This window comes from Actinoplanes sp. 13 (assembly GCF_056134165.1).
On the sequence record NZ_JBVYOQ010000001.1, the window covers coordinates 216,225 to 235,845 of the forward strand.

At 69.1% G+C, this 19,621-nt stretch carries 15 protein-coding genes; 1 reads left to right on the forward strand and 14 read right to left on the reverse strand.

Annotation, left to right across the window (positions count from 1 at the left end; genetic code table 11):
• Window positions 1-18: 18 nt before the first annotated feature.
• The 10 genes from AC0NH5_RS00915 to AC0NH5_RS00960 all read right to left on the reverse strand — a co-directional run bounded on the left by AC0NH5_RS00915 (window position 19) and on the right by AC0NH5_RS00960 (window position 14,035).
• Window positions 19-555, reverse strand: coding sequence for a GNAT family N-acetyltransferase (locus tag AC0NH5_RS00915; RefSeq protein WP_474398704.1), 537 nt, complete (start codon window positions 553-555; stop codon window positions 19-21).
• Entirely contained in the window at window positions 555-2,357 is a 1,803-nt protein-coding gene (locus AC0NH5_RS00920; RefSeq protein WP_474398706.1) for a penicillin acylase family protein, read from the reverse strand. Before AC0NH5_RS00920 ends, AC0NH5_RS00915 begins: the two co-directional genes overlap by 1 nt.
• Window positions 2,354-4,546 carry a GNAT family N-acetyltransferase gene (locus AC0NH5_RS00925; protein ID WP_474398709.1) on the reverse strand — a complete coding sequence of 731 codons (2,193 nt, stop codon included), beginning with the start codon at window positions 4,544-4,546 and terminating at the stop codon, window positions 2,354-2,356. The genes AC0NH5_RS00920 and AC0NH5_RS00925 overlap by 4 nt, the downstream gene beginning before the upstream one ends.
• Window positions 4,543-5,823: a lysine N(6)-hydroxylase/L-ornithine N(5)-oxygenase family protein gene (locus AC0NH5_RS00930; protein ID WP_474398711.1), complete on the reverse strand. Its 1,281-nt coding sequence runs from the start codon at window positions 5,821-5,823 to the stop codon at window positions 4,543-4,545. Before AC0NH5_RS00930 ends, AC0NH5_RS00925 begins: the two co-directional genes overlap by 4 nt.
• The gene (locus AC0NH5_RS00935) at window positions 5,823-7,292 is read right to left on the reverse strand and encodes a pyridoxal phosphate-dependent decarboxylase family protein (RefSeq protein WP_474398713.1); all 1,470 of its coding nucleotides are present in this window, start codon (window positions 7,290-7,292) and stop codon (window positions 5,823-5,825) included. The genes AC0NH5_RS00930 and AC0NH5_RS00935 overlap by 1 nt, the downstream gene beginning before the upstream one ends.
• A gap of 266 nt (window positions 7,293-7,558) precedes the next feature.
• Window positions 7,559-9,211: a beta-1,3-glucanase family protein gene (locus tag AC0NH5_RS00940; RefSeq protein ID WP_474398716.1), complete on the reverse strand. Its 1,653-nt coding sequence runs from the start codon at window positions 9,209-9,211 to the stop codon at window positions 7,559-7,561.
• Between the two features lie 201 nt (window positions 9,212-9,412).
• Window positions 9,413-10,939 (reverse strand): arabinosylfuranosidase ArfA, encoded by a 1,527-nt coding sequence (gene arfA / locus AC0NH5_RS00945; RefSeq protein WP_474398719.1) that lies wholly within the window; start codon window positions 10,937-10,939, stop codon window positions 9,413-9,415.
• 17 nt (window positions 10,940-10,956) lie between these two features.
• The gene (locus tag AC0NH5_RS00950; protein WP_474398721.1) at window positions 10,957-11,802 is read right to left on the reverse strand and encodes a carbohydrate ABC transporter permease; all 846 of its coding nucleotides are present in this window, start codon (window positions 11,800-11,802) and stop codon (window positions 10,957-10,959) included.
• On the reverse strand, window positions 11,799-12,734 hold the full coding sequence (locus AC0NH5_RS00955) for a carbohydrate ABC transporter permease (RefSeq protein WP_474398722.1): 936 nt from the start codon (window positions 12,732-12,734) through the stop codon (window positions 11,799-11,801). The genes AC0NH5_RS00950 and AC0NH5_RS00955 overlap by 4 nt, the downstream gene beginning before the upstream one ends.
• Entirely contained in the window at window positions 12,734-14,035 is a 1,302-nt protein-coding gene (locus AC0NH5_RS00960) for an ABC transporter substrate-binding protein (RefSeq protein WP_474398725.1), read from the reverse strand. The genes AC0NH5_RS00955 and AC0NH5_RS00960 overlap by 1 nt, the downstream gene beginning before the upstream one ends.
• A 312-nt stretch (window positions 14,036-14,347) precedes the next feature.
• Between AC0NH5_RS00960 and AC0NH5_RS00965 the strand changes: the two genes are divergently transcribed.
• Window positions 14,348-15,379: a LacI family DNA-binding transcriptional regulator gene (locus tag AC0NH5_RS00965; protein WP_474398727.1), complete on the forward strand. Its 1,032-nt coding sequence runs from the start codon at window positions 14,348-14,350 to the stop codon at window positions 15,377-15,379.
• On the opposite strand, the gene AC0NH5_RS00970 is transcribed toward AC0NH5_RS00965, so the two are convergent.
• Genes AC0NH5_RS00970 through AC0NH5_RS00985 form a run of 4 tightly spaced genes read right to left on the reverse strand, consistent with a single transcriptional unit; the run spans window position 15,354 to window position 19,550 of the window.
• Window positions 15,354-15,446 (reverse strand): MFS transporter small subunit, encoded by a 93-nt coding sequence (locus AC0NH5_RS00970; RefSeq protein WP_474398730.1) that lies wholly within the window; start codon window positions 15,444-15,446, stop codon window positions 15,354-15,356. The two genes, AC0NH5_RS00965 and AC0NH5_RS00970, sit on opposite strands and share 26 nt — an antisense overlap.
• Window positions 15,443-16,834, reverse strand: coding sequence for an OFA family MFS transporter (locus AC0NH5_RS00975; protein ID WP_474398732.1), 1,392 nt, complete (start codon window positions 16,832-16,834; stop codon window positions 15,443-15,445). Before AC0NH5_RS00975 ends, AC0NH5_RS00970 begins: the two co-directional genes overlap by 4 nt.
• Window positions 16,835-16,868: 34 nt before the next feature.
• Window positions 16,869-17,816, reverse strand: a complete 948-nt coding sequence (gene ligD, locus AC0NH5_RS00980) for a non-homologous end-joining DNA ligase (protein WP_474398734.1) — start codon at window positions 17,814-17,816, stop codon at window positions 16,869-16,871.
• A gap of 9 nt (window positions 17,817-17,825) precedes the next feature.
• Window positions 17,826-19,550 (reverse strand): acyl-CoA dehydrogenase, encoded by a 1,725-nt coding sequence (locus AC0NH5_RS00985; RefSeq protein ID WP_474400297.1) that lies wholly within the window; start codon window positions 19,548-19,550, stop codon window positions 17,826-17,828.
• Window positions 19,551-19,621: the final 71 nt, after the last annotated feature.

Genomic DNA, 19,621 nt, shown 5'->3' on the forward strand with positions numbered 1-19,621 from the left:
GGGGTCGTGATGTGCCTTTCAGGTGGGGCGGTCCAGGAAGGTGAGCCGGGCGCGCTTGTGGCCGAGATCGATCTCGGGGCCGAGCGTGAACCCTTCACGCCGCAGCCGGGCGATCATCCGCTCGTTGCGGATGTCGGGCTCGGCGACGATGCGCCGGTGGGCCGGGTCGGCGAAGAGGTGGCGCATCAGGGCCGGGAAGACCGCGCTGGTCAGGTGGGGCAGGTCGCGGCCCTCGGCGTCGAGCAGGAGGTGCATGCCGAAGTCGCCGGGCTGCACGTCGTAGCACTCACCGACCGGGTCGTGGGCGGGCTCGTAGGTCTGGAAGACGCCGATCGGGGCGTCGTCGAGGAGCAGCAGGTACGCGTGGTGCGTCGCCAGGCTGTCCACGAACGCGTAGATCTCCTCGACCTGGTCGACGGTGTGCGAGCCCATGCCCCAGTACCGGCTGCGCGGCTTGACCACCCATGCGTGCACGATCGGGGCGTGCGCCGCCGGGTCGAGCGGGATCATGGTCAGCTCGCCGAGCCCGGCCAGCTTCTCGGTGAAGACGATCATCAAAGCTCCTCGGCTGACAGGCGGTCCCAGTCGGTGACCAGGGGCACGAGTGTTCCGGCCGCCCAGTGCGGCAGCTGGTCCAGGAAGTGCGGCGACTCCGGTGAGTCGACCGCGCCGAACGGCACCACCCAGCGGCTGCGCTGCCGGTCGGCGAGGTCCCACACGTAACGGGCGACCGGCCCGCGCCAGCACAGGTCGCTGACGCCGGGGACGCTGGACGTGTTGAGCACGCAGTCGGCGGAGCCGCCGAGCGGCGTGCGCGGGACGTCCGCGGTCAGGCCCGGCAGCAGCAGCGGGTGCAGCAGGTGCCGGTCGCCCCACGGCTCGGCCGGCACTGACGACGGCGGAACCAGCTCGGCCGGGTCGAGGCCGAGGCCCGCGAGGACGCCGTCGAGCGCGATGCCGATCCGGCCGCGCGGGTCGGTCCACGGCGCGAAGAGCGGGTCGTGGCCGCAGTCGGTGAAGAGCGGCGCGAGCGCGGGCAGGTCCCACAGCGCCCGGGCCACCGCGGCCCGCCAGGCGGTGTGCCGGCCGGCGTCGGCGGAACCGGCCGGCAGTGCGGTGTCCATGTGGATCTCTTCCGGCGGCGCACCGGCGTCCAGCAGGCGCCGGATCCGGCGGGCCCGGGCGGGCGGGGCGAAGTCGATGCCGTACGGCTCGGTCTCCGGGCGCCGGTCGTTGGCGTTGACCGCGGTGGTCACCTCCGATCGGGAGTAGCCGGTCCATGAGGGCTCCCAGGCGTACCCGGGCTCCCAGGCCGGCACCGGCACCCAGCGGTTGCGGTCGTCGCGCAGCGGGACACGGCCGGCGGTCAGTTGCAGGACGCGGCCGGTGTCGTCGGCGACCAGGACGCTGTTGACCGGTTCGACCCAGTGGGTGAGCGCCGCGGCGACGTCGTCCACGGTGGACGCCCGCAGCAACGGCAGCAGCGCGGTGAAGCCGAGGTCGGCGGAGACCCGGGCGGGTGTGCGCAGGCTCAGGTCGCGGTCCACGATCGGGCCGCGCGAGGTCTCCATCACGTCGACCACGACCGGGTCGTCGTCGCGTACAAAAATGGTCTCCGGATGGGTGACCACCGGCTCCCAGCCGGCCGCGCCGCGGGCCTCGACCCCCTCCGGGGTCCGGCGCAGCTCCTCGATGTAGAGATCCTGGTAATCGGCCATCGCGTTGGTCACGGCCCAGGCCACCGACCCGGCGTGGCCGAAGTGCTGCACGCCGGGGACGCCCGGGAAGGTCAGCCCGGCCACGTCGAACTCCGGGCAGGCCAGCCGGATCTGCTGATAGACGCCGGGCAGTTCGAGGAGGCGGTGCGGGTCGCCGGCGATCCGGCCGGGCTCCGCCCACGCGTTGCTGCCGGACGAGAGCGGGCCCTCGATCGCGAACCACGGCAACGCCCCGGGTCCGAGGGTCCGTTCGACGTGGGCGCGCCACATCTTGTTGGGGAACGTGCCGAAGAGGATGTGCTGCACCTGGAAGACGCCGAGCGACGACCAGGGGTGCCACTCGATGCCGCCGGCCCGGACGCCGTCGGCGTAGGCCCGCAGGAACGATCTGGTCGGCACGTCCAGGTTGTCGAAGGCGCGCCGGGCGGTGTCGTCGAGCCGGACCCGGCGGGCGAACCGGTCCCAGCCGATCTCGCCGGCGCCGGCCACCTCGGCGAGGCGGCCCTCCGACCGGCGGCGTTCCACCTCGATCTGGCGGCCGCGATCAGCAGCGGTCACCCGCCCCTGCAGGAAGGCCAGCTCGTCGGCCGAGCCCGCCCGCAGGTGCGGGATACCGTGGTCGTCGCGATAGACCTTCATGGCGCTATCGGGTTGTCCAGCTCACCCGCGAAGATCAGCGAACTGGCCTGGTCGGTGAGGTCCACCATCTGCAGCGTGTTGCGCAGCTGGAGCCGGTTCAGGCAGGAGTGCTTGAACGTCGGCCGCAGCAGGTCGAGGCGGCCGGCCAGGTGCGGGTGGTCCTTGGCGTGCTCGCGGACGCAGTCGCCGGCCAGTGCCCAGAACTCGGCCGAGGAGAGCACGCCGTCCACGTCGAGGATCCCCGCCAGGTGGCGCAGGAAACCGTCGAACACGTCGGTGAAGAGCGCCAGCTCCTTGATCTCGTCGGTGACGTCGATCCGGATCCGCTCCACCTCGGGCGGCAGCGGCTGTTCGTTCATCACCGCGACCTCCTCGCCGATGTCCTTCATGAACACCCGGCGCGGCACGTGGTTCTCGAGTACCAGGATCAGGTTCTCGCCGTGCGGCATGAAGGCCAGGTCGTGCCGGAGCAGGCAGTGCACGATCGGCCGCAGATAGGCGCGCAGATAGGTCGTCACCCACTCGGCCGGCGTCACGCCGGAGGCCCTGATCAGGGCCGACACCAGGGAGTTCCCGTCGTTGTCGCGATGCAGCAGGCTGGCCATGGTGGCCAGGCGCTCGCCTTCGGCGATCTTCGGCACCGGACTCTCACGCCAGAGGGCGGCAAGCATCTTGGTGTACGCCGACGGCGTCCCGGTCCGGTGATAGGCGTCCCCGGTGTACCCGATCGACGCGAGTTCCCGCAGCACCCGGAACCCGCACGCGCGCAGCTCCTCGTCGCCGTCCACCACGGACGCGACCCACTCGTTGATCGGCGGGGTGGCCCGCATGTACTTCGGCGACAGGCCGCGCAGGAAGCCCATGTTCTGCACCGCGATCGCGGTCTTCACGTAGTGCCGGTCCGGCCGGTCCAGGTTGAAGAAGGTGCGGATCGACTGCTGCGCCCGATAGCGGTCCGGGCCGGCGTCCAGCGGGACGATCGCCCGGCGCGCCACGTCCGGCGCGAACGTGACCGTCACCTTGTGCTCCCACTGCCAGGGGTGCACGGGCAGATACCGGTAGTCGGCGGGGTCCAGGCCGTGCCCACGGAGCTGCTGCTCGAACCGCTCGACGAGATCACCCAGTTCGGATCGGTAGTGCTCCTGCTCGTCCGGCCCGACGAAGGCGCTCTCGCTCTTGCGCACGGCGACCCAGCGCAGCCGGATCGGGCGGCCGGCCTCCGGCGCGTACGCCTCGTGGTCCCGCAGACCGAAACCGATCCGGCCGTTGTTGGCCACGAAGCCGGGATGCCCCTCGGTCATCGCCGCCTCGATCGTCTGGAAGTCGGCGTGCACCAGCTCCTCGGCGGTCTCCCGCCGGTGGGTGACCTTCCAGGCGGTCCCGGCCAGCGTCGCGGAGATCTCCTCGAGGTACGTGCCGAGCAGCTTCTCCGGGATGCCGAGGGTCTCCCGGAGCCCCGCGATGAAGTCGAGCGCGTCGAGCGGCCCGGTCAGCGACGCCGGGTCGATCACCCAGTGCTCGAGCTCGTGGCGCCGGGCGGTGAACGTCAGGTCACCGAAGCGGTACCGGTCGCCCTCGGGCACCGGGCTGATCAGCCGTTCATGGCTGAACTCCGCGATCGCCTTCGCGATCAACCGGCGGTGGGCGATCTCGATGGCCTGCTGCCGGAGATGCGGGACGCTCATCCGGTACGCGCTCCGCGTGCAGAAACTGAGCCGGGCCACCTTGTCGTGCAGCTGGACGTGCCGCTCCTCGACGAAGCCGACCTCGGCGTTCTTGCGCTGGATCGCCTCGTTGCGCACGTCCGGCTCGACCACGACGCGCTCCACCCGCGAGTCGGCGAAACAGAAGTCCATCACCGCCCGCATCACCGCCGAGGTGACCCCGGGGCGGCGGCGGGTCGGCGGCGCCACCAGCACGTGCATGCCCATGTCGCCGGGCCGCACGTCGTAGTGCCGGGCCAGCTCGCTGTGCGCCGGCTCATACGTCTCGGCGAGGAACAGCGGTGCGCCGTCGTCGTCGTACCCCAGCCACGCGTGGTGGTGCGGGTTGTCGGCGATGGCCTGGTACTCCTCGCGGACCCGCTCGGCGGAGGCGCCCTGCATGCCCCAGAAGTGCGAGCGCGGGTGGGTCACCCAGGAGTGCAGCAGGTCCAGGTCACGGTCGAGATCAAGGGGTACGAGTCTCATGATGTCACCAGTGCCCGGGGGATGTCGGCCTTCGGGGCGCCGAACTGCTGGAACGCGATCGACTCCTCGATCTTGTAGACCTCGCGCCCGGTCAGCCCTTTGATGATCACCGAGTTGCGGTACGCGCCCATGCCCAGGTCCGGGGCGGTCAGGCTGTGCGTGTGCTCCTCGGCGTTCTGCACGAAGACGTCACCGGCCCGGGAGACGGTGTAGTCGACGGCGACGTCGAAACGGCCGCGGGCGTCCCAGTTGATCCGGTCGCGGACCGGGTCGAGGAACGACGGGACCCGCGCGGCGTACCCGGTCGCGAGGACCAGGCCCTGCGTGGCGGCGGTGAACGAGCGGCCCTGCTCGGCGTGGTGCAGCCCGAGCGTGTAGCGCTTCTCCGCCTCGTCCCAGATCACGCCTTCCAGTGCGGTGCCGGTGAGCAGGGTGGTCGGCACCGGTCCGTGCAGGCTCTTCGCGTACAACGTGTCGTAGATGGCGTCGACCAGGTCGCCGCTGATCCCCTTGTAGAGGTTGCGCTGCTCACGGCCGAGCCGGTCGCGCACCTCCATCGGGAGCCCGTGGTGGTAGCGGATGTACTCCGGCGAGGTCATCTCCAGCGTCAGCTTCGTGTACTCCATCGGGAAGTACCGCGGTGACCGGGTGATCCAGCTGAGGTGGTAGCCGTACGTCTCGATGTCGTTCAGCAGGTCCAGGTAGATCTCCGCGGCGCTCTGCCCGCTACCGACCACGGTGATCGAGTCGAGGCCCTGGAGCTTGGCCTTGTTGGGCAGGTAGTCCGCGCTGTGCACGTACTCGCCCTGGTCGACCGCGGCCGGCACCCGCGGTGCGGTGCCGATGCCGAGCACCAGCTTGCGCGCCCGGTAGGTCTCGCCGGCGGTGTGCACGATGTAGGCGTCGCCGTCGTGGGTGACGGTGTCGACCCGGGTGTTCCAGCGGATCGACGGCAGTTGGCCGGCCACCCACCTGCAGTACTCGTTGTATTCCGCGCGCAGCGGGTAGAAGCTCTCCCGGATGTAGAACGGGTAGAGCCGGCCCACCTGCTTGAGGTAGTTGAGGAACGAGAACCGGCTGGTCGGGTCGGCCATGGTGACCAGGTCGGCCAGGAACGGGACCTGGATGGTCACCCCGTCGATCATCAGGCCGGGGTGCCAGTCGAACTCCGGCCGCTGCTCCAGGAAGACGCCGTCCACGTCGAGGTCGGCGGTGAGCGCGGCGAGACCCAGGTTGAACGGGCCGACACCGATCGCGGCGAAATCGTGCGTACGCATCAGGCCATCACCGCCGCGGTCTCCCGCTCGTCCATCATGTCCCGTCCGATCTCCCGGACGAGATCCAGCACGTCCTTGACGTTGCCCATCGTCGTGTTGGGGTTGAGCAGCGTGAACTTCAGCCAGTAGTGGCCGCCGACGGTGGTGCCGGCGACGATCGCCTGACCGCCGTAGAAGAGCCGCTGCCGCAGCTTCGGCATCAGGTCGTCGCACTCCGCCACGCTCATGCCGGCCGGCCGGAAGCGGAACAGCACCGTGCTCAGCGTCGGCGCGGCCACCGCCTCGAAGTCGGGCTCGGCGACGATGTGCTCGTACGCCTCGTGCGCCCGGTCCACCACGGCGTCGAACATCTCGCCGATCTGGTCCGAGCCCATCGTGCGCAACGTCATCCACAGCTTCAGCGCGTCGAACCGGCGCGTGGTCTGCAGGCTCTTGTCGACCTGGTTGGGCACGGTCGCTGTGCGCGGGTTCAGGTAATCGGCGTGCACCGCGATCCGGCGCATCGTCTCGCCGCGGCGGATCACCACGGCGCTGGAGCTGACCGGCTGGAAGTAGCTCTTGTGGAAGTCCACGGTGACCGAGTCGGCCCGCTCGATGCCGTCCAGCAGGTGCCGGCGGCGCTGCGAGACCAGCAGGCCGCAGCCGTACGCGGCGTCGACGTGGAACCAGACGCCCCGCTCGGCGCAGACCGTGGCGATGGCGTCGACCGGGTCGATCCGGCCCAGGTCGGTGGTGCCGGCCGTGGCGACGACCGCCATCGGGATCCCGCCGTCGGCGCGCACGTCGTCGATCGACGCGGCGAGGGCTGCCGCGTCCATCCGGCCGGTGCCGTCGGTGGGGACGCCGACCACCGCGTCCGCGGCCATGCCCAGGATCGCGGCGGACTTGCTGACGCTGAAGTGGCTCTCGGCGGTCGCGAAGACCCGCAGGCGCGGGATCGCGGTGTCCCGGCCCTGCGTCAGGCCGGCCAGCGTCTCCTCCCGGGCCAGCAGGAGGCTCTGCAGGTTGGACTGGGTGCCGCCGCTGGTGAACACGCCGTCCGCGTCCGGGCCGAACCCGATCCGGCCGGCGGTCCAGTCGATCAGCCGGCGCTCGATGAGCGTGCCGGTGGCGCTCTGGTCCCAGGTGTCGACCGAGGAGTTGACCGCGGAGATCAGGACTTCGGCGCTCAGCGCCGGGATGGCGACCGGGCAGTTCAGGTGCGCCACGTAATTCGGCTCGTGGAACCAGACCGCGTTGTCCAGATAGAGCCGGGCGACCTCGTGCAACGCGGCGCCGGTGTCACCGAGCGGGCGGTCCAGGTCGACGGCGTCGACCTCCGCCTGAAGCTCGGCGACGGTAGCGCCGGAGTACGGCTGCCGCACCGCTTTCACCCGGTCCGCCAGCAGCGCCGACGCGTGCCACACCCCGGACGTGTAACTGTCCAGCGTGGACCCGGAGAACAGATGCGGGGACGCGAACCCCTCCAACGTGGCCTCCACTACTAAGGTAACCCTTACCTAACTGAGGGGAGGCTAACCGGCCGGACATCAGAAGGAAACTCGGCCCGGCCCCGCAGAGGAGTGTCGGCCATGGATCCGTTCATCCTCCGCCCGGGCATACCGGTCGCGACCAGCGGATCGCCGATTCCCGGAACAAAAGGGAGTGAAGGGTGATTCATCCCACGTTGCGGAAAGGCGCCCGCTGCATCCAGACAGTGGGCGCCTTCGATCCGTCAGTGCGCGGAGCGGCCGGATCAGAACGGCGTGAGAGTGATCCCGGCCGCCCGCGGGTCACCGTCGTGCACCAGCGACTCCTGGTTCTGCACGTCGTCGAAGGCGAACGCGTACGCCTTGCCGTCGACCATGTTCTTGTGGATCTCCCGGGCGTAGACGTTGGTGATCTCACCCTGGTAGAAGTCGTTCGCGGTGCCGCTCGGCTGGGTGTCGAGACGGCCCAGCGTGGTGCGCTGCAGAGCGGCGCAGAGGGTCCGCGCGATCGGGCCGACCACCTGATCGTTGGGGGCGCCCAGCGCGCCGTCGCAACCCCAGACGTTCGCCGTCGACGGCTTGGTGAACGACGCCACCGTCCGGCCCGACGTGTCGGTGAAGCTCATCACGTCACCGGAGGTACGGCCGATGTATCTCACACTCGGCTGATCGGTGAAGGGGACAACCGTGAGGTTCTTCGACGCGTACGCGTTCCAGGCGCTCGTGATGTACGGGTCCAGGTAGGTCGCGCTCATCAGACCGGCGTCGGCCGCCTTGCCCGGGGCCAGCACCCGCAGCACCGTGCCGTCCGGACCGGTCACCACGCTCTTCGCGAAGGCCGGGTTCGCCCGGATCGCGTCGATCACCTTCTGCCGGCCGTTGCGCACCGGCTCGCCGGTCTCCCGGATCGTCCCGCTGCCACCGGTGACGCTCACGATGTGCGGCACCGAGAACATGTCCACCTGCGAGCTGTTCAGCCACAGACCGGAGTCGTTGAGGGTGAACTCGCTCCAGTCGAAGAGAATGTCGTGGTTGGGGTCGTTGGACGCCCACGGCGCGGGCTGCACCAGACCGTCGTTGGTGAGCCGGAAGTCGAGCTTACGGCCGAACGAGAAGTAGATCCGCCCGGAGATGTTCTTCGGCACCCGGATGGTGCTCGCCGATCCGTCCGCGGGACCGGGGATCGCGACGTCCGGCGCCGCGACCGGGACGGTGCCACCGCCCGACCAGGCGGTGAAGTCGCCCGCCGCGTTCACGTAACCGAGCTTGCCGGTGTTCAGGTTGACGCCGAGCACATAGACGTGGACGGCCTCCTTGCGGCCGCTGTCGTTGGTCAACGTCACCGGCAGCAGGTTGGATCTCGGCGGAACCGTGGCCGCCGGCTGCGTCGCGGCCGGCCTGGTCGCGGTCGGCTCGGCCGTCGGCGCGGTCGTCGGCGCACCCGTGGACGGCGGCGGCGTGGTGGGCCGCGTCGTGGGCGGTGTGGTCGCCGGGACGGTCGCCGGCGGCTTCGTCGGCGTGACCGCCTCACCGCTGCACGGGGCACCGTTCAGCTTGCAGTTGACCGGCTGGGCGCCCGAGCCGACAAACCCGAACGTGACCTTTCCGCCGACCGGGATCGCGCCGTTCCAGGACCGGTTCGTGAACGTCCGGTGACTGCCCGAGGCGGCCATCTCGGCCTCCCAGAAGCTGCCGATCGAGGCGCCGGCGGGAAGGTCGAACTCCACCTTCCAGGAAGTGAGGGCGGAGGTGCCGGTGTTGCTGATCGTCACCTCGTCCTGCCATCCGCTGCCCCAGTCACCGACCGTGCGCAGGGTGGCGGTGGGCGCGGCGGCTGAGGCGGGCAGGGCGATCCAGGCGGTGCCGAGGGCGGCGACGGTCGCCACGGAGGCGAGGATCAGACTTCGTTTGCGGCGCATGGGGGTGCGACCCTTCGAACATCATCGGATAGGGACGCACGCCATTATTCGCAGCTCATCGTCGATTCCGCTCGTTCGTTAAAGGTCCTTTAAGGTCCGGTTCGCGCGACGAATTCGGCGGGTGGGGATAACAGTTTTCCCGGGTGCACCGTCAGCTTTTGCCTCCGGCGGGGGAGGATCCCCGCCGGAGGCAAAGATCGACTACGAGCGGGTGAGGCGGACCGCGCTCCAGGACACGCGCGGAAGCGTCACCACAACCGCCCCGCCCTCGAGAGACACCGCCCCCGTCGGCACCTCGGCCAGCGGCCGCAGACGAACCCGCTCCGGATCATCCCGGGTGTTCACAGCCCGTACATCATCATCGGTCAGCGTCCACGCCTCCCCCACGACGAACGCCCCATCGAACCCGGACAGATCCACCGTCACCTCGACCGGCTGCTCCACATCCCGGTTCACCGCGAAGACCACCACGTCGCCGGACCCCACGTCGTGCGTCGCGACGGCATCCACCAGCGCAGCGGATCCGTACCTCGCCGTCTCATAAGTTGGTGCGTCGATCCGCACGTCCAGCACATCGCCCTTGGCCAGCGCCGCGGTCCGGGCGAACGGATAAAAGATGGTCTGCCGCCAGGCCGCACCTCCCGGCTCCGTCATGATCGGCGCGATCACGTTCACCAGCTGGGCCTGGCAGGCCGCCGTCACCCGGTTGCTGTGCCGCAGCAGCGAGATCAGCAGGTTGCCGACCACCACCGCGTCCGCCACGTTGTACTGGTCCTCGATCACCCGCGGGGCGACCTGCCACTCCCCCGCCGGCGGTTGGCTCTGGAAACGGGACAAATACCAGACGTTCCACTCGTCGAACGACAGGTTGATCTTCTTCTTGCTTTTCAGCCGGGCGCCCACGGCGTCGGCGGTGGCCACGATGCTGTCCACGAAGTGGTCCATGTCGACCGCGCTGGCCAGGAACGAGCCGAGGTCGCCGTCGTGCTCCTCGTAGTAGGCGTGGCAGGAGACGTAGTCGACCACGTCATAGGCGTGCTCCAGCACCGTCGACTCCCAGGCGCCGAAGGTGGGCATGCTGGAGCTGGAGCTGCCGCAGGCCACCAGCTCGAGGTCCGGCTCCGCCGACCGCAGCGCCCGGGCCGTGGCGGCCGCGAGCAGGCCGTACTCCTGCGCGGTCTTGTGCCCGGTCTGCCAGGGGCCGTCCAGCTCGTTGCCGAGGCACCAGATCCTGATGCCGTACGGCTTCTCCGCCCCGTTGGCCCGGCGCTGCTCGGACAGCTGGGTGCCTTCCGGATGGTTGACGTACTCGTGCACGTCGAGGGCGTCCTGCACGCCCCGGGTGCCGAGGTTCACCGCGTACATGATCTCGACGTCGGCCTTCTCCGCCCACCGGGCGAACTCGTCGATGCCGACCTCGTTGGTCTCGATGCTGCGCCAGGCCAGGTCACGCCGCCGGGGCCGCTCGGCGGCCGGCCCGATGCCGTCCTCCCAGCGGTAACCGGAGACGAAGTTGCCGCCGGGGTAGCGGACCATGGTGACGCCGAGTTCCCGGGCGAGGGCGAGCACGTCGGTGCGGAAGCCGTCCTCGTCGGCGAGCGGGTGGCCGGGCTCGAAGATCCCGGTGTAGACGCAGCGGCCCATGTGCTCGACGAACGAGCCGAAGGTGCGGCGGCTCACCGGAGCCACGACGTGGGCAGGGTTCAGTACGACACGTGCACGAAGCATGTTGGTCCTTGAGAGAGTCACTTGACGGCGCCGATGGTCAGGCCACCGCGCCAGTACCGCTGCAACATCAGGAAGGCGACGATCAGGGGCACGATGGCCACCAGGGCGCCGGTCACGATCACGTTGAAGGTGGCTGCTCCGCCGTTCCCCATGATCGCGGACATGTACCAGGCCCGCAGTCCGACCGTCAGCGGGTAGAGCTGGTCGTCGCTCAGCATCACCAGCGGCAGGAAGAAGTTGTTCCAGGACGCCACCATGCTGAACAGCAGGACGGTGACCAGGGCGGGCCGCATGGCGGGCAGGGCCACGCTGCGGAACACCCGGAACTCGCCGGCCCCGTCGATCCGGGCGGCCTCGAGCATCTCGTCCGGCACCGAGTCGTGGACGTACACCCGCAGCAGGTAGACCCCGAACGGGTTGAGCAGCGACGGCAGGATCACCGCCCAGATCGTGTCGACCAGGTTCGCCTGCGACATCAGCAGGTAGGTCGGCAGCACCAGCGCTGTTGCCGGCACCATGATCAGGCCGAGCAGCAGGGCGAAGAGCCCGGTGCGGCCGGGGAAGCGCAGCTTGGCGAAGGCGTACCCGGCCAGCGCCGAGATCGCGGTCGCGCCGACACCGCTGACCACCGCGTAGAACGCCGAGTTGCGCAGCCAGGTGAGGTAGACCCCGTTCTCCTGATCGACCAGCAGCCGCAGGTTCTCGAACAGGTTGAAGTCGGCGAACCAGAGCGACGCCGACTGGAACAGCCCGTCGTTGTCCTTGGTCGCGGCCACCAGCAGCCACCAGAACGGCAGCAGGAAGTAGATCGCCATCAGGCCCATGGCGAGGTGCGCGGCGACGCTGCCTTTCTTGATGTTCATTGCAGCGCGCTCCGCTTCCGGGTGGCGAACAGGAAGACGTACGACCCGACGAGCACCACCGCGCCGAGCAGGAACGAGATCGCCGCCGAGTAGTTGTACTGCTGGAACGAGAACGCCTGGTGGTAGGCGTAGATGTTGGGCGTGTAGTGGTTGGTGATCGCGCCCGGGTTGAGCGGCTGCAGGATCAGCGGCTCGGTGAAGAACTGCAGCGTGCCCATGATCGTGAACAGGGTGGCCAGCACGAGCGCCGCGGAGATCATCGGCGTCTTGATCCGGAGAGCGATCTGCACCTCGCTCGCGCCGTCGATGCGGGCCGACTCGTAGATCTCCCGGGGCAGACCCTGCAAGGCCGCGTACAGCACGATCATGTTGTAACCGGCCCACTGCCAGGTGACGATGTTGCCGAGCGACGCCAGCACCGTGTCACCGGCCACGAAGTCGATCCCGAGGCCGGCGAACGGGCCGACGCTGTCGCTGTAGAGGAAGCCCCACATCAGCGTGCCGATGACCACAGGCACGGCATAGGGGACGAAGGCGGCGAGCCGGAAGAAGCGCGAGAACCGCGACGTCGCGGCATCGATGAGCAGGGCCGCGACGAGCGCGATCCCGATCATCACCGGGGTCTGGATCAGGCCGAAGATCAGGACCCGGGTCACGCCCTCGCGGAACAACGGGTCGCCGATCGCCTGCTGGTAGTTCTCGAAGAACGCGAAGACCTCACCCTCGATCAGGGTGGACCGGTAAAGGCTGATCTTGAAGGCGTACGCCATCGGCAGCAGCAGGAAGGCGATCAGCAGGAGCGTGAACGGCAGCGCGAAGAGCCAGCCTACGGCCGCCTCCCGCAGGTTCGTCCGGCGCCTGCGGGGGGCCCGGGGCTCAGGGCCCGCGGTCGCCGGGACGGCGACCGCGGGCTCGGTGCGGACCTCGGTCATTACTGGACCTTGAAGCCCTGCTGGGTGGCGTAGGTCTTGATGTTCGCCTGCGCCGCGTCCAGGGCCGCCGTCCAGGACGTCTTCTTCTCGATCGCCTGGTTCAGGTTGGTGGTGAGCTGGTTGAAGTTGTAGCTGTTGAACGGGCTCCAGGAGAACGGGCCGATCGCCTTGTAGGCCGGGACGAAGACCTCGTTGACCTTCTGACCGCCGAAGAACTCGTACTCCTTGGTGAGGAAGGCCTCCGACTCCAGGACGGGGGTGGCGGTCGGGAAGAGGAACGCCTTGTCGATGCCGATCTTCCACGCCTCGGTGTTCCTGGCGCCGAAGATCTCCATGGCGACCTTGGCCGCGACGTCCGGGTACTTGGCCTGGTCGGTCACCGCGAAGGACGAGCCGCCCCAGTCGCCCTGCGCGTCGGCGCCGGCGGTCCACTGCGGCAGCGGCGCGACCTTCCACTTGCCCGACGACTTGGCGGCGTTGGCCTGGATGTAGCCGGGACCCCAGCCGGCCGCCAGATAGGTGGCGTACTTCTCCGAGCCGAGTCCGTTGTAGAAGTCCGTGGTGTGGAACGCCGTGGTGTCCGCGAGACCGGCGTCGACCATGCCTTCCCAGTACTCGGTGACCTTCTTGGCCTCGGCGCTGTTGACGTTCACCGTGATGTTCGACTTGTTCGCCGGGTCATAGGTGTACGGCTGGGCCCCGGCCTGCCAGAACAGCCCGCTCATGAAGCCGCCGTCGTTGGCGCCGAAGTCGGTCATGAAGCTCTTGCCCCCGGAGGCGGCCTTCAGCTTCTCCGCCTGGGCCTTGTACTCGTCCCAGGTCTTCGGCACGGTCAGGCTGTATTTCTTGAAGATGTCGTCGCGGTACATCATCGCCATCGGGCCGGCGTCGACCGGGATGGCGTAGACCTGCTCGCCGGAGCTGACCTGCTTCCACGCCCAGTCGACGTAATCGCCCTTGACGTCGTTCGCGCCGTACTTGCCCAGGTCGACCAGTTTCCCGGTGAGCTGGAAGGTGGGGATCTCCTGGAGTTCCAGCATCGCCACGTCCGGCGCGCCCTTGCCGGCCTTGAGCGCGGTCTGGAGCTTGGTGTACTGGTCCTGACCGGTGCCCGCGTTGGTCCACTCGATCTTGATGTCGGTGTGGGTCTTGTTGAACAGGTCGACGACACCCTGGAATTCCGGGTACCAGGCCCAGACCTTGACGGTCACCGGGCCGGTCGGCTTCTCCGCGGGCGTGTCACCGGAGTCGCTGCTGCACGCCACCATCGTCACCGCGGTGAAAGCAGCGACCGCCGTCACGACTGATCGCCGCAGGCGTCGCTCTAGACTGAAGTTCCTGACGTTCATCGGGCCCTCACAGGGTTTCTGCGCTTGGTCGAAGCGGTGGAGTTCTCGGTTGACATGTCGGGAAGGCCGGCCTGCGGTGCTGGCACACCAAGGGCCGGCCGCCACGCTCCAAAACCCTCGTCCCACCTGCGGGTATGGCCGCGTGGACTGATGTTGCTACGATTTTGCAGCGCTGCAAAGACAGCATGCACGGGCGTCCATGCGACGGCAAGAGGTAACCTGCCGGAAACTTGGCGCTCGCGGTAAGCCGCAAAGGGGGGCACATTGCGTCGGGAAGTCACTTTGCGTGACGTGGCGGAGCTGGCCGGCGTTTCCAGCCGCACCGTCTCCAACGTGGTGAACGGCTATGCGAACGTCACCGAGCGGACCCGCGTCCGGGTCGAGCGCGCGGTCGCGGAGTTGGGTTACCGGCCGAACGTGCTGGCCCGCAACCTCGCGCAGGGCCGGTCCGGCCAGATCGCGCTGGTGGTGCCGTACCTGGACACCCCGTACTTCGCCGAGCTGTTGCAGAGCGTCATCCGCGCCGCCCGGGTCAGCGGCTACAACGTGCTGATCGACCAGACCGACGGCGACCCGGAACACGAGCGGGCCTTCATCGCGCACGGCTCCCGACGGCTGCTCTTCGACGGCGTCATCTTCAGCCCGCTCGGCCTCGACCAGCAGGCCCTCACCGACCGGGACACCTCGCTCCCTCTGGTCATCCTCGGCGAGCGGGCCAGCGACGGAACCTTCGACCATGTCGGCATCGACGACGTGGCCGCCTCCCGCCAGGCCACCGAGCACCTGCTGGACCTCGGCCGGCAGCGGGTGGCCGCGATAGGCGATCAGCCGTACGCCACCGGCGAGGCGGCGCAGCGCAGGACCCGCGGCTTCCGCGAGGCGCACCAGGGGCGCGGGCTGACCGCCCGGGAAGACCTGATCATCGGTACGCCCCGGTTCAACCGGATCGACGGCGCCCGCGCCATGGCGCATCTGCTGGATCTGCCGGAGCCACCGGACGCCGTCTTCTGTTACAGCGACCTGGTCGCCCTCGGCGCCATCCACACCATCGTCTCCCGGGGACTGCGGGTCCCCGAGGACGTGGCGGTGATCGGTTACGACGACATCGAGGACGGCCGGTTCTCCAACCCGACGGTCACCACCATCTCCCCGGACAAGGAGATGATCGCGACGACCGCGGTGGAGCGCCTGCTGCTGCGGATCAGCAGCCCGACGCCCCCGCCCGGCCTGGAGGTACGCGCCCCGCACCAGCTGATCGTGCGGGAGAGCACTACTGGAAGAGCTTCGCCGCGGTGATGACCGTCTGGATGATGCCGTAACCGAGGAGGACGCTCACCAGCGCCCAGGAGACGAAGAGCCTCATGCCGCCACCTCCTCCGCCTTCTTGTCAGCCGGCTCGTGGAAACGCTCCGGGACCTGGCGGACCAGCAGATTCGCCAGGAAGCCGACGGCGAGGAGGCCGACCATGGTGAACAGCGCGGGACGATAGGCGTCCGCGGTCAGGGTGCCGGGCTTGCCCTGAGCGTCCAGGAAGCCGTTGATGATCAGCGGCCCGGCCACCCCGGCGGCGGACCAGGCGGTCAGCAGCCGGCCATGGATCGCACCCACCTGGTACGTGCCGAACAGGTCCCGCAGGTACGCCGGGACGGTGGCGAACCCGCCGCCGTAGAACGACAGGATCACGCCGGCCAGCAGCACGAACAGTGCGGTGTGCAGTTGACCGAACGTCGCCAGCAGGGCGTACAGCACCATGCCGCCGCCGAGATAGATCATGTAGATCGGCTTGCGGCCGATCAGGTCCGAGGTGGACGACCAGACGAAGCGGCCGGCCATGTTGAACAGCGACAGCACGCCCACGAAGCCGGCGGCCGCGGTCACCGCGACGGCGGACTCGCCGTTCTCCCGGAAGAAGTCCTGGATCATCGGGCTGGCCTGCTCCAGGATGCCGATGCCGGCGGTCACGTTGCAGAACAGCACGATCCACAGCAGCCAGAACGCGCGGGTCCGCAGGGCGTTGGACGCGGACACGTTGGCCGTGGTGACGAGCGGCTTCTCCTTCACCGTGGCCGGGTCCCAGCCGTCCGGCCGCCACCCCTGCCGGGGCACGCGGATGTTGAACACCCCGAACATCATGATCACGAAGTACGAGATACCGAGCGTGACGAACAGCCAGGTCAACGCGCTGCCACTGGCCACCGAGGTCGCCACGTTCGGGTCGTACCCGCTGTCGTAGAACGACATCAGCTGCCGGGACAGCGGCCCGGCGACCAGCGCGCCGCCGCCGAAGCCCATGATCGCCAGACCGGTGGCCAGGCCGGGCCGGTCCGGGAACCACTTGATCAGCGTGGAGACCGGCGAGATGTAACCGATGCCGAGGCCGATCCCACCGAGCACGCCGTAGCCGAGGTAGAGCAGCCAGAGCTGCCCGGTCGCGATGCCGAGGGCGCCGACCAGGAAGCCGGACGCCCAGAACGACGCGGACACGAACATGGCCTTGCGGGGACCGTTCGCCTCCACCCAGGTGCCGCCGATCGCGGCGGAGAGGCCGAGCATCACGATCGCGATGCTGAAGACGATCCCGATCGCGGTCTGGCTGGTGTCGAAGTGCTGGACCAGGGAGTTCTTGTAGACACTTGTGGCGTACGCCTGGCCGATGCACAGGTGCACAGAAAGCGCGGCGGGCGGGATGAGCCAGCGGCTGTATCCCGCCGGGGCGACCGTGTGCTCACGGTCGAGGGCGGAGAGGGCCATTGCGGGCCATTGCCCATTAAATGATCTCGATAAACTACTCGTCGGGGACGGTGAGCCCGGCCTTCTCGTCGCGGTCCGCCCACTCGAGCAGGGTGTCGAGGGCGAACGCACGGTCGTCGATCGTGGCGTGCAGGTCACCCAGCTCGGCGAACCGGGCCGGCACCGTGCGGATCGTGAAGTCGCGCGGGTCGACGTCCGGGATCTCGTCCCAGGCGACCGGGGTGGAAACGGTCGCCGTGGGCACGCCACGCACCGAGTACGCGCTGGCGATGGTGTGGTCGCGGGCGTTCTGGTTGTAATCGATGAACAGCGCGCTCGGATCGCGGTCCCGCCGCCACCAAGTGGTGGTCACGTCGTCCGGCGCCCGGCGCTCCACCTCGCGGGCAAAGGCGAGCGCCGCCCGGCGCACGTCGGAGAAGCCCCACCTCGGCTCGATCCGCACGTAGATGTGCAGCCCCTTGCCGCCCGACGTCTTCGGGAAGCCGGTGATGCCCAGCTCGCCGAGCACCTCGTGGGCGACCCCCGCAACCCGGCGCACGGTGTCGAACGGGCAGTCCGGCATCGGGTCCAGGTCGATGCGCCACTCGTCGGGCCGTTCGGTGTCGGCCCGCCGCGAGTTCCACGGGTGGAACTCCACCGTGGACATCTGGACCGCCCAGATCACGTCGGCCGGCTTGGTCACGCAGAGCTCGTCGGCGTGCCGGTTGTATCGCGGGAACTTCACCCGGACCGTCTCCAGCCAGGGCGGCGCGCCGTTCGGCACCCGCTTCTGATGCACCTTCTCCCCGGCCAGGCCGTCCGGGAAGCGGTGCAGCATGCAGGGACGCTCGCGCAGCGCCCGGACGATCCCGTCGCTCACCGCCAGGTAGTACTCGACCAGGTCGAGCTTCGTGGCGCCGAGCTCGGGGAAATAGATCCGGTCCGGGTTGGAGACCCGGACGTCGTAGTCGCCCACTTCGATGACAGTGGCTTTACCGGCCATGTCATGAAGCTATCCCAGCCAGGCGTCGTCCATGTCCCGAAGCAGCGTGTCGCCCGAGTCGAGCAGGTCCAGCAGCGGGGCGATCCGGGGCAGCTCATGGGTGACGAAGTAGCGGGCGGCGAGCCGCTTGCCGTCGTAGAAGTCGCCGGTCTTGTCCCCCGCGGCGATCAGCTGCTCCAGCCAGAGCCAGGCGATCACCAAGTGGCCGGCGGCGTCCAGGTAGGCCGTGGCGTTGACCAGCGCGGACGACGGATCACCGGAGGCCCAGAGCTTGGCGGTGGTCCGCACCAGCCGGTCACAGGCCTCGGCGACCGGACCGCCGAGGTCGTCCGGCGCCTTCGCCGCGGTGGCCCGGATCCGGCCGGCGAGCACGCCCAGGCCCGCGCCGCCGTGCATGGTGACCTTGCGGCCGAGCAGATCGAGAGCCTGGATGCCGTCGGTGCCCTCGTGGATCGAATTGAGGCGGTTGTCCCGGTAGAACTGCTCGACCGGGTACTCGCGGGTATAGCCGTACCCGCCGTGGATCTGGATGGCGTGGTCGTCGGCGAGCCGGCACCACTGCGACGGCCACGCCTTGACGATCGGGGTGAGCACGTCGAGGAGCAGATTGTTCTCCTCGGACGGCTCGTCGAGCAGCTTCGCCGCGTAGAGCACCAGGGCGAGACCCCCTTCGACGTACGACTTCGAGGAGAGCAGCATCCGTCGTACATCCGGATGCTTGATGATCGCCACCGGCGCCGCCGTGGGGTTCTTGTCGGCCGGCGGCCGGCCCTGCGCCCGCTCCCGGGCGTAATCGAGAGCGTGCAGATAGCCGGTGTAGCCGAGGGCGACCGCGCCGGCGCCGACACCGATCCGGGCCTCGTTCATCATGTGGAACATGTACGCCAGGCCGCGCCCCTCCTCCCCCACGAGGTAACCGGTGGCCTCGTCGAAGGCGAGCACGGCGTTGGTGGTGCCCCGGTAACCCATCTTGTGGTTCAAGCCGGCCAGCGTGACGCCGTTGCGCTCGCCCACCGTGCCGTCCGGGCCGACGTGCCGCTTCGGCACGATGAACAGCGACAGCCCCTTGACACCGGGCGGCGCCCCGGCCACCCGGGCCAGCACCAGGTGCACGATGTTCTCGCTCAGCTCGTGGTCGCCGCCGGAGATCCACATCTTGCTGCCGGTGACGCGGTAGCTGCCGTCGCCGGCCGGGACCGCCCTGGTGAGCACGTCGCTCAGCGCGGAGCCGGCCTGCGGCTCGGAGAGGCACATGGTGCCGGTGAACCGGCCCTCGATCATCGGCTCGACGTAGGTGCGGATCTGCTCCTCGGTGCCGTGCGCCAGCAGCAGGTGGGCGTTGCCCGAGGTGAGCATCGCGTACGCCGAGGTGGCGGTGTTGGCGGCCTGGAACCAGAGGAAGCACGCCCGGCCGACGACCAGTGGCAGCTGCGACCCGCCGCGCTTCTCGTCCAGGGTGGCGGCGAGGAGCCCGGACTCACCGAAGACCCGCAGTGCCTGGGCGACCTCCGGGATGATCTCGACCCGCTCGCCGTCGAAGGTCGGCTCGTGCAGGTCGTTCTTCCGGTTGTGCGGCGCGAAGTCGCGTTCGGCGATCTGCTGGGACAGGTCCAGGAACGCGTCGAACGTGTCCCGGGAGTGTTCGGCGAACCGCTCGCGCGCGGTCAGCGCCTCGACGTCGAGCCATTCGTAGAGCAGGAACTCGAGATCACGCCGGGAGAGCACCTTGGACACCGCGGTCACCACCGTTTCATCTCGTTGCACCCTCAGTCATTGCACCCTAAGTCATTGCACTGAGCGTGCAT

What these genes read in the sequence shown, in the direction of transcription:
- AC0NH5_RS00915 (WP_474398704.1), bottom strand. Translation starts at nt 555, where the DNA reads ATGATCGTCTTCACCGAGAAGCTGGCCGGGCTCGGCGAGCTGACCATG.
- AC0NH5_RS00920 (WP_474398706.1), bottom strand. Translation starts at nt 2,357, where the DNA reads ATGAAGGTCTATCGCGACGACCACGGTATCCCGCACCTGCGGGCGGGC.
- AC0NH5_RS00925 (WP_474398709.1), bottom strand. Translation starts at nt 4,546, where the DNA reads ATGAGACTCGTACCCCTTGATCTCGACCGTGACCTGGACCTGCTGCAC.
- AC0NH5_RS00930 (WP_474398711.1), bottom strand. Translation starts at nt 5,823, where the DNA reads ATGCGTACGCACGATTTCGCCGCGATCGGTGTCGGCCCGTTCAACCTG.
- AC0NH5_RS00940 (WP_474398716.1), bottom strand. Translation starts at nt 9,211, where the DNA reads ATGCGCCGCAAACGAAGTCTGATCCTCGCCTCCGTGGCGACCGTCGCC.
- arfA (WP_474398719.1), bottom strand. Translation starts at nt 10,939, where the DNA reads ATGCTTCGTGCACGTGTCGTACTGAACCCTGCCCACGTCGTGGCTCCG.
- AC0NH5_RS00950 (WP_474398721.1), bottom strand. Translation starts at nt 11,802, where the DNA reads ATGAACATCAAGAAAGGCAGCGTCGCCGCGCACCTCGCCATGGGCCTG.
- AC0NH5_RS00955 (WP_474398722.1), bottom strand. Translation starts at nt 12,734, where the DNA reads ATGACCGAGGTCCGCACCGAGCCCGCGGTCGCCGTCCCGGCGACCGCG.
- AC0NH5_RS00970 (WP_474398730.1), bottom strand. Translation starts at nt 15,446, where the DNA reads ATGAGGCTCTTCGTCTCCTGGGCGCTGGTGAGCGTCCTCCTCGGTTAC.
- AC0NH5_RS00975 (WP_474398732.1), bottom strand. Translation starts at nt 16,834, where the DNA reads ATGGCCCTCTCCGCCCTCGACCGTGAGCACACGGTCGCCCCGGCGGGA.
- ligD (WP_474398734.1), bottom strand. Translation starts at nt 17,816, where the DNA reads ATGGCCGGTAAAGCCACTGTCATCGAAGTGGGCGACTACGACGTCCGG.